General features: G+C 59.1%; 10 protein-coding genes. All 10 read right to left on the minus strand.

Annotation, left to right across the window (positions count from 1 at the left end):
- Positions 1-428 (minus strand): hypothetical protein (locus BM357_RS17805; protein WP_074956639.1); only part of this gene is annotated, 428 nt, incomplete at its 3' end.
- Complete coding sequence (locus tag BM357_RS17810) at positions 425-919, minus strand: EAL domain-containing protein (RefSeq protein WP_245784086.1); 495 nt, start codon at positions 917-919, stop codon at positions 425-427. The genes BM357_RS17810 and BM357_RS17805, both read right to left, overlap by 4 nt.
- Positions 920-1,024: 105 nt before the next feature.
- Positions 1,025-2,044, minus strand: a complete 1,020-nt coding sequence (locus BM357_RS17815) for a ParM/StbA family protein (protein WP_245784087.1) — start codon at positions 2,042-2,044, stop codon at positions 1,025-1,027.
- A 43-nt stretch (positions 2,045-2,087) separates the two neighbouring features.
- Positions 2,088-3,224, minus strand: a complete 1,137-nt coding sequence (locus BM357_RS17820; RefSeq protein WP_074956641.1) for a CpaE/TadZ family protein — start codon at positions 3,222-3,224, stop codon at positions 2,088-2,090.
- A 22-nt stretch (positions 3,225-3,246) separates the two neighbouring features.
- A complete protein-coding gene (locus BM357_RS17825; protein WP_074956642.1) occupies positions 3,247-4,239 on the minus strand; it encodes a hypothetical protein in 993 nt (330 codons plus the stop codon).
- 1 nt (position 4,240) lies between these two features.
- The gene (locus BM357_RS17830) at positions 4,241-4,513 is read right to left on the minus strand and encodes an HU family DNA-binding protein (RefSeq protein ID WP_074956657.1); all 273 of its coding nucleotides are present in this window, start codon (positions 4,511-4,513) and stop codon (positions 4,241-4,243) included.
- 150 nt (positions 4,514-4,663) lie between these two features.
- A complete protein-coding gene (locus BM357_RS17835; RefSeq protein WP_074956643.1) occupies positions 4,664-7,729 on the minus strand; it encodes a carboxypeptidase regulatory-like domain-containing protein in 3,066 nt (1,021 codons plus the stop codon).
- A gap of 18 nt (positions 7,730-7,747) precedes the next feature.
- A complete protein-coding gene (locus tag BM357_RS17840; protein WP_074956650.1) occupies positions 7,748-8,230 on the minus strand; it encodes a hypothetical protein in 483 nt (160 codons plus the stop codon).
- Positions 8,231-8,414: 184 nt separating this feature from the next.
- Entirely contained in the window at positions 8,415-9,146 is a 732-nt protein-coding gene (locus BM357_RS17845; RefSeq protein WP_074956651.1) for a replication-relaxation family protein, read from the minus strand.
- Positions 9,147-9,533: 387 nt separating this feature from the next.
- Positions 9,534-9,776 (minus strand): hypothetical protein (locus BM357_RS17855; RefSeq protein WP_217647717.1); only part of this gene is annotated, 243 nt, incomplete at its 5' end.

Genomic DNA, 9,776 nt, shown 5'->3' on the forward strand with positions numbered 1-9,776 from the left:
CGCAGGGTCAACGGCGCACCGACAAGCGGCGACGTTGCCTGGCGCATGTCCCACGGTACGGTGATTGCAGGGCGGAACTCGGGCGGAAACGGCCAGGGCACCCCCGTTTCCTCGTATCCCACAAGCACCGGAACAACTGTCCGAGTGCCCTTCCGCTGTGCCCGCAGCGCCAACTCAATACGAGCCAAATCCGGAGTGACACCGTACACCACGATGTCCGGCGCCACCTCGGACTCCTCATGGTCAATGCACACCAGCTCAGGACGAGCCGTTTCGACATCCGCCCACCGTTCGCACACCGGTACGGTCCGATTCCACACCCGGTACGGCGCGCGGTGGTCCGCGTAAATCACACTGTCCTCCACCGCCCCGGCCAGGTTCCACGACAGAAAGCTCTTGCCAAAACCCGCAAAACCGATTTTTCTCATGCCGCACCCCCCTCAATCGGGGTAGGGCGTCCATAGTAGAACCCCTGCCCGTACCCAACGCCCAGTTTCTGCAGCCAAGCATGTTGTTCGGGTGTTTCTACCCGCTCAACCACCAACTGGGCTCCTGATTCCGCCGCAACCTGTACCAGCATAGGCAAGAACACCTCCACTCCTTCCGTCAGACGCACTTTCACGAAGTCCGGCTGAAGCACACTCCAGCGGGAGATCCCGTTGAACCCGTCTCCGAAATCGTCCAAGGCCACCTTCAGGCCCCGCTCCCGGAATTGGGCCAGATACAAAGCGACCGCCTCGGCGTCGAGGCGGCTTCGTTCCGTGATTTCCAGCACCAGTCCCGTCAAATCCTCGTCGGGCGGGAACGGCAGACTTCGCTCGGTCAACAACTCCGACGTGACGTTCACGAACACCAGTTCATCACTGTTTTTCGCCCGCTGCGCCGCCACGTCGAGGATGTACCGGTCAAGGCCCGTCAACAGTCCCGCGCCCCAGCGTCTCACGGGGATGAGCAAGCAAGAGTTCATGCCCGAATACCGTCTCGTCCGCGAGGCGGACAATCACCTGTTGCCGAAGCGCCACCCTCATCCCCTCCCCGACTTTGTGACGCCGTAGATCCAGTACCCTTGCGCGTTGGCCATCTGGGGATTGGGAACAACGTACACGCGTGGGAACGCGTTTTGCAGCGCCGGGAGTGCAATCGCATGTCCGCCTCCCGCAACGAACACGGTCTGCACCCGCCGCACCGCCTCCGCTCCCATGCGCTCGACGATCCGTCGGACGATGAGACCGCCGAGGCGTTCCATATGCCGTGTGCGCTCCGGCTCCACAGAGACGGTATGCCCGCCATACGCCACCTCGCCTCGGGCAAGCAGCTCGTCGTAAATCCTGTCCGAAAACGGCGGTGTCTCGCCCGTCCGTTGCCGGAACACCCCGGCCAGTGCCACGTGCAGGTCATGCACCCCCACGTCCACCGAGTCCGACAGGCGGTTGACCAGCGCCAATTCGGGCTGCGTCTCAAAGGTGACGAAACCCGTTGTCCGCGTCCCGACGTCTACTAACAACAGGTACCCGCCATGCTCCGTCCAGGCAGGATTACGAAGCTCCAAGGTAACAGGGTCCAGGAGGCTCGCGATCATCGCGCCCATCGCCTGCGGGATCACCCGCACGCTTCGCACCTGTACGTCCACCGTTCGCCCCTGCACTGTCACCCGTCCGGTGGTCTCCTCCAGACGTTGCCGCAACGCACGCCGCTGCGTCTCGTAGTGCGCCAGCGGCAACCCCGTCACCACGTCCAGCGGCTCGCCGTCCTTGGCCAAAAGCGCCAGCGTCGTCAACCACAGCGCCAATGTGTCCTCGTCTTCAAACTTGCGCGTAGACAAATTGAGCGCCGCGTCCGCGCTCTCCCGCCGGGCCAACTCCCCGAGGAACACGCGCCGGGTGCCCGACGGCGTTTCAAGGGTCACGTCGTACTCTGCAGAACGCGACCCAAACATCTCTTGCATCACCAATTCGTGCGCCTCGCCAACCAGCGCAGGGAAGCGCAGTACACGTTCGCCGTTTGTCGCCTTCACCCATCCGTAGCCCAAGTCTACGCCGAGCATCATCCGCATCCCCCCAATTCATCGCGCGATGAATGGTACCGCTTCATTGTCCAAACAGCCCGAACCACCGCCGCCTCTGCGGCGCCACAAACCCGAACGTCTCGTCCCAAAATGGCTTCATAGCCCGGACGATCCGCTTGCCGTTTATCCCGCCGCGCTTGTCAATCGTCGGGTCGAACGGGACCACGGCCCGTACGGAGAACGGCAGCAGGTACTGCGCCATCGCCCGCTCGTCTGACCTTGCCTTCTTGCTCTTGTTGAGGATCGGCGACACATCCGCCTTGGACAGTCCCGCGAACACCAACTTGTCTGCGTGCTCCTGAATCCGGGCGAGCTGGTCCACCGCTGGCACGACGACAAACAGCACCTGCGTCGTGTACGGCAACACTGCCTGATGGATCGGCGTCCAGCCCTGCGGCATGTCCAGCAGCACCACGTCCATCTCCTCCAGGCAAAGCTGCAACAGGTGCAGGGCGTACTCCGGGTCCTGGAGCACCACTTCTTTGCTCTGAGCCGACGGAAACAGGTGCAAGCCGGATTCGTGTACTAAACACACCCCATCCCGCACGGCTTCCTCCACCGAATTGCCACGCCAACCGCGCACATCCGGCGCGTCCGCAAACCCGAACTTCTGGGCGATGTCCCCGAAGCTGTCCAGGTCAATCACCGCGACCCGCTTGCCCCGTAGTGCCCCGTAGTACGCCATGTGCGCACCGAGCGTCGAGCGGCCGGCGCCGCCTTTTGGGCTGTCAAGCATGATGACTGGCGTACGACGCCGCACCGGCGCAGATACCGTGTGCCGGAAAGGCAATTCGACTGAGCGAGGTCTTTCTGGATTTGGTAATTTCGGCTTCGGTTCAGGTGGAGGAGACGGAGAAGAAGTCAGTGTAAACGTCTGCTGCGCCGGGAATTCCGGCGCCGCTTTGCGAATCTGTTCATGCCAGCGCATGGCCGCATCCACGCGAAACGGTGGCGTGTATTCGTAGACCGGCACTCCCGTCAGCCGTTCCCGGACCACCGACGCGACGCCCAGCCGCGCATCCGCAAACACGCCTTCCAATTCGCCCTCCGCCGCAAGCCGTTTCAATTCGCTCATCGCCGTGACCACGTGCACCTCGAACACCCCGGCGCACTGGGCCTGCACGTCGCTCGCCCCGTCCTTGCAGACCAGTGCAAACACCGCCCATCACCTCCCCATCGCGTCAGTCGTCGAGCACGAATCCTCCGTCCTCGTTGTCGTCGAGGGCCTCATCGTCGAAGACAAATCCGTCCGCAGACTTGCCGACGCCAGGGCCGTGCGCTATTGCATCCTTCACTAGGACCGTCGTTTCCATGTCCGGGGCCAACACCTTAGCCTGAAACCCTCGATCCCCTTTCCAAATGGCCTGCCACAACCCTGACAGCGCCTCCGCAAATGCCGGATACCGTGCCGCTGCCGGTACACCTGTGGTCATGGCCTCGTATACCAGCGATCCCAAGTCCTCAATTTCGAGGTGCACCGAGTCCGCTGGCAACGAAACTCTCACTGGAACCCGGTTGACCACCACCCACGCATCCGGCCCCGGCGGTGCCGAGAAAGCCTTCGCCGGGTCGCAGTCCCGCACAGCAATCACCGCGTCCGCTTCGACCGGCACCGTGGTGTCGCTGGCGTCAAGCACCCACACATCGCCCCCATCCGCCTGCGCCGCCCCAAACACGATGTCCCGATAAGGCGGCGCAAGCCAAGACGCCAAGGGACTCGCACTGGATACACTGACGAACCGCGCGTCGAACCCCTGCTCCCGCAGCACGTGCCACAGATTCCAGGCAAAAAAGGTCCCGCCGGATTGGCGGGTGGACACGACCTTGACACGATACGGGCCGCGCGGGATCTCAACCCGCGGCACCTCCGGTAACGCCTCTGCGAGAAACGCAAGCACACGGGAGGCCGAAACCTCTTCGCCTTCCGGCCACGCCTGCACGTCCCGAATCCCCAGTTCCTTTGCCTTCGTCACCATGTCCCGACCTTTCGCGTCAAGGGTTCCGGCCACGAACCGGACCGGAACCCCGGACTCTACCGCCGCCTTGGCGTCGGCCAGGCGAGAAACCAGCGCGATATCGGCGTGCATCAAGTCGACCCAAGCAATGCTTGAAGACAAGGTATTTTTTAGCCACGCCTCCGTCGCCGGGTCACCGAGTGCCAGGTACACCCGCACGTCAATTCAACCTCCGTTTCAGTCCTTCGGAAGCTCGGAACCGAACCGCGGCACGCTCAGGGACAGAAACCGATTCTCCGGTTATTGGGTTGCGAGCCATGCGCGCCGCACGCTGGACTGGAATAAAACGCCCGAGAGGCGGCAAGGCAACAGACTCCCCAGCCTGTAGCCGCTCTCCGATGACCTCGCACAGCGTTTCGATCACCCGCCCGGCCTTCGCCTGCGTCAAATCCGCGCGCACGGCCAGCTCCACGATCAATTCCGTCTTCGTCACGACCAACCACTCCTTCATCTGAAATGGAATTGCCTTCACTCTGTGGAGGTGTGCAGGGCAAAAAGAAAAGCACCGCCACATGGCGATGCAATACCTTGTCATCACAAGGTTTTGGTTATCGATTTACTCCATAGACAGAGACATCCCCAGTCAATGCAAAACAGACACTGTACTTGAAGCAAAATTGGTAACGTATACAAACCCATTCACGCAAGTGATTCCCATGGGGCCTTTTCCTACAGGAACTGTGGCGACAATCTGATTTGTCTTGGGATCAATGACTGATACGGAGTTGGAACTCACATTGGTCACATACAAGAACCCGTTCCCGTATGCGACTTGACCAGGACTATCGACAGAAATTGTTGCCACCACTTGGTTTGTAGCAGTGTCCACAACAGTCACAGTGTCGTACGATACGTGGGCAATGTACAAGAACCCATTCGCATAAGTAGCACCGTCAGCACTGTCATTGTTCGAAATAGGGATTGTTGACACGATTTTGTTGGTATTTGGGTCGATCACGGACACTGTATGAGAATCACCGTTGACCACGTACACCATCCCGTTACCAAATGTAACGCTATTGGGCCTATTACCAACAGCGACAGTTGCTACAACCGCGTTGGTTGTTGCGTTTATGACGGAAACCGTATTGGAATAACTGTTAGTCACGTACACCATTCCGTTGCCAAATGCAGCACTAGTAGGTGCACTGCCAACAGAGATCGTTTTTACAACCTTATTTGTAGTGGCGTTTATAACTGACACTGTATTGGAAGAGACATTGACCACGTACACAAATCCATTCCCATAGGCAATGTCACAGGGATAGGTCCCAACAGGGATCGTTGATACAACACTATTTGTGTTCACATCAATGACCGACACTGTGTTTGCTGCCGCATTGGCAACATATATGAATCCATTGCCGTAGGCAATTCCCCTCGGATTGGAGGTTGTTCCCAAAGTAATCGTGTCCACATTATTTGTCGCGTAAGCGGCAGCTACACTCACCTGCGTGGTTGAGGACGCTCCCCCAACTTCTACGGTGACGGTGTACGTCCCTGGTGTATCCGGCGCGGTGTACGTCGCGGTGAAATTGCCATTCGCATCGGTCGTAACCTGCGCCGGAGAGACATTCCCGCCCGTCGCGCAAATGGTCACAGGCACACCTGATACCGGAGTACCGTCCGGCAGCGTCACTCTGCCTGTAATTTCAGCGCTCTGTCCAGGAGCGAGTCCAGATTGCGGCACATTGATCGTCAGCGTCACATTGGCTTGCGCCCAGGTCACCGACACGGGCTGAGATTCGGCCAAAGTGCCCGACTGGTCCTCGATGATCGCCACATACGTGTGCGTTCCGGAGGCCGACTGGGACACTACAGCTTGAACGGACCTTCCGCTAGTCACAGGCCCGCCGACCACCTGTCCTGTGGTTTCGTCCAGGATGACCAACGAATACGGCGCTACATCCTCATTCACCGTGGCCATGAGGGTCACGTTCTGACCAATCGCCAACGCCGTCTCGTTCGCTTGCAACGTGACTGTGAACGCTGGGCGTACTTGCACTGTCGTCGAGGCAGTTCCTCCACCACAAGTCACCGTGACCGTATACGTCCCCTGCATATCCGGAGCGGTGTACGTAGCTGTGAAATCGCCATTTGCGTCCGTCGTAACCTGCGCCGGGGTGACAGTCCCCCCTGTCGCGGAAACGGTCACAGGCACACCCGGCACCGGAGTGCCATCCGGTAGCGTCACCCTGCCGCTGATCTCGGTACTCTGTCCGGGAGTAAGTCCAGACTGTGGCGCATTGATTGTCAGCGTCACATTGGCTTGAGCCCAAGCCACCGAAACAGGCTGGGATTCGGCCAAGGTGCCGGACTGGTCTTGGATAAGCGCCACATACGTGTGTGTTCCGGCGGAAGTCTGGGATACCACCGCTTGAACGGACGTTCCGTTAGTCACTGGCCCGCCGACCACCTGATTATTGGTTTCATCCACAATGGACAGCGAATACGGCGCCACGTCCTGATTCGATGTCGCCGTAAGAATCACGCTCTGACCAATCGGCAACGCCGTCTCGCTCGCTTGCAACGTGACCGTGAACTCCTGACGCACTTGCACCGTCGTTGAAGCGGTTGAGCCGTTACAAGACGCCGTAATCTTGTACGTACCTTGGGTGTTCGGAGCAGTGTACGTCGCGGTGAAATTACCGTTCGTATCAGTCGTAACCTGCGCCGGAGTGATGGTCCCGCCCGTCGCGGAAATGGTCACGGTTGTACCGGGCACCGGTGTACCATCGGGCAGCGTTACCCTGCCACTTACCTGTGCGGTTTTGCCCGCGACTAGTCCCGATTGCGGCGCATCCACCTGCAATGTCACATTGGCTTGCGCCCAAGTCACCGATACGGGCTGAGACTCAGCCAAAGTACCAGACTGGTCTTGAATGAGCGCCACATACGTGTGTGTTCCGGCCGAGGTTTGCGACACCACCGCTTGCGCGGACATTCCGCTTGTTGTTGGTGCCCCCACCTGTTCGCCAGTGGTTTCATCCACAATTACGAGCGTGTGCTGGGCAACATCCTGGTTCGCCGTCGCTGTCAGTGTGACGTTGCCACCGACTTCAACCGTGGATGCGCTCGCACTCAACGACACCGTATACGCCTGAATCCATGTCACGGTCACCGGTGCGGATTCAGCCACGGGGGTGGATGTGTTGTTCGGGTCCACAATGTAAGCCACGTACGTATGCGAACCCGGCGTAGCCTCAGAAACTGTCGCTGTGTCGGTTGTCCCGTACGTGACTCGCGCTCCGACCCACTGTCCGGTGGTTTGATCCAGGATTTCAAGCACATACCCGTTTACGTCCTTGCTGGCCGTGGCCGTAAGCGTGACACTCTGCCCGGTGAACGCTTGTTGTGAACTGGCCGTCAGCGTTACCGTCATCACTGGCGCTTGCGGGGACACCTGCGTAACAGTGCCGACGCCATCCTTGACCGTGACCACATAGTCAGGCGGGCGCTCCCCCCACAATTTTTCAGCCATGTCGTGCGCAGCGACCGCCTGTTTATCTCCGCCGTGGGCGTAAAGCACCCACGTGCCAGCAACGCCTGCGCCCGTCAACCCGATGGCGGCCAAAATCAAGGCTAGCCGTGATATATTGTCATCGCCTCCCGCGCGCCGCCAGCGCAGACGAACTTTCAGGCTTTTCATCGTCCCTTCACCTCCTAGTTATTGCGCCACGTGTATGGCGACGAATGCCGTGTACTCTTGGAACCCAGCAACCAGCCACGGTACGATCAAAATCGTCAGCAGCGCCCCAACCGCCAAGTACAGACCACTCGGTGCCAAGTGCCTCTCTTCCGGCGGAGTCATGCGGCTCGACAGCCGCGGCCACCATGGCCTTGTCAACAGAGCCAACGCGCATGAAGTCGCAATCGCAATGAGGCTGAACGGTCCAAGGCCAAGCCCCGTAAGCGCAGCCATCTCAATGTCGCCCAAGGCGGCGTTGCGGCGATCCGACACCCACCACAGGACTGCGCACAGCAGTCCGGATACCACCGCCACCCAAGAGAAGTGGACAAACATCACCGCCAGGGCGAAGCAGCAAATCGCTGTCTCACTCACCCGGCGGTAGAGGACATCCGTGATCGCACAGAGAGAAAGGAAGCCCACGGTCAACCAAGCAGCGGAATATGACCACAGGTGCGCCAAACGAAAAACCCCTCCCTTCGGTAAGGGGAGGGGTGTATGGCAGAAGAGCGATGAGCAAGCGTTGGAGCGGAAGGAATGTCTGTGGAGTGACCAACTCACTTTCAGACCCACGCTCTACAAAAGGGATTTCTGTCATCTTTACCCGACACGTTTTCACCTCGATTCCAGACAGGGACCAGTCTATCTACCCTACGGCGTCCGTACTCAAAAACGGCTCATGCGTTTCCACGTAAAATCTCATATCAACGTCCTTGTTATCCATTCGATTCCAGATAGTTTCCAAAACCCGTTGCCTCGATTCGTTCTTCGTCACCCACACCACTTGCCGAAAAGAAGTGTCCAATGGAGCAAGATTGGTCACGTACATCTGGTACTTGCGCCAGATCTGGCGCGAATTTTCCGTCGCGTTGTCGTACTCTACCCACCAAAACCCATTTGGTGTTCGCAAAATCGCGTCTGGCCGGATTGCGGTTACCCGTAAATCCGTGTCGGCCTGCCCTGTCGCCAGCTTTCGGAGAAACCATAGCTCGTCCGCCGCCTCACGGGTATTGAACCACCGCACGCCGTCAAACCCGTGTGTGTGCAGATACCTCATGAGAATCGCGTTCAGACCCAGGGCATGATTCATTTGTGCTTCCATCGTGACGGCCTTGGCCTCAATTCCAAGCATCTGGTGAGCATAGCGCACCCCCGTTTCAGTCAGAAGATATGCGTATGTATTGCGCCGAACCCAAACGCCACGAATCAACGGATCAGACCGCCCACTCTTTACTCGTGTCACATGCTTTTCCAGCTTGGCTCTGCTCCACCCCAGCAAGAACAGCACATCGTTCCGTAGTATGACTCCCGCGTCAAAGACCACGCCTATCAGTTGCTGCTCCGGTGAAAAATCGCTGCCCCGCCACTGCAGGATCATTCGTCATCCCACCTCTGCAGGAACGATATGACGGGGTTATGTGGGACATCTTGTTCCACATCCTCCTGACCCGACATGTCGGTGTTTCTGGAAGCACCAATTCCCTGTTCCAGAAGCCACCTTCCTACTTCCTCCGCCACCCGCTTGGCAAATCCCCCGTCCTCCTGGCCTTGTTCAAGGACCCGAAGCAGCATGGCTTCCAGGGTCCTCGACCGTTGTCGGGCTGGCAATCGCCGGACGAAATCAATCACTTTCGGGTCGCGAAAATACACGTGTATTCGCAGCACTTTGCCTCACCGTCCCTTTGTGGGACGTAAGCGCCCACATCCCGTAACCGGTCGGTGTGAACCTGGGTGGAATTGTGGGCGTAATCGTCCCACAGCGCCTTCAAGCGCCCAACCACTCCAGTACCCGACGTTGCTGTTCGCGTTCCACCGCTTCTTCATCGTCCGCCGTCGTGACAGGCATCAGCTCGTCCAGCCAAAACGTCTCCCGGTAGCGGGGAAGCTGAACAACAGCAAACCGGCGGTAGATGAACACGATCTCGCCCTCCTGCACCGTGCGATCCATATCGTCGTCCGCCGGACGCTTTTTCTTCGCCGTCCGCACCCTCACCCAATCTCCCACTTG

This window comes from Paenalicyclobacillus macrosporangiidus (genome assembly GCF_900116805.1).
In the GTDB taxonomy this organism is placed as follows: Bacteria; Bacillota; Bacilli; order Alicyclobacillales; family Alicyclobacillaceae; genus Alicyclobacillus_H; species Alicyclobacillus_H macrosporangiidus.

Excerpts from the sequence above, each read along its gene's own strand:
- BM357_RS17815 (WP_245784087.1), bottom strand. The coding sequence starts at position 2,044 with ATGCTCGGCGTAGACTTGGGCTACGGATGGGTGAAGGCGACAAACGGC.
- BM357_RS17835 (WP_074956643.1), bottom strand. The coding sequence starts at position 7,729 with ATGAAAAGCCTGAAAGTTCGTCTGCGCTGGCGGCGCGCGGGAGGCGAT.
- BM357_RS17845 (WP_074956651.1), bottom strand. The coding sequence starts at position 9,146 with ATGATCCTGCAGTGGCGGGGCAGCGATTTTTCACCGGAGCAGCAACTG.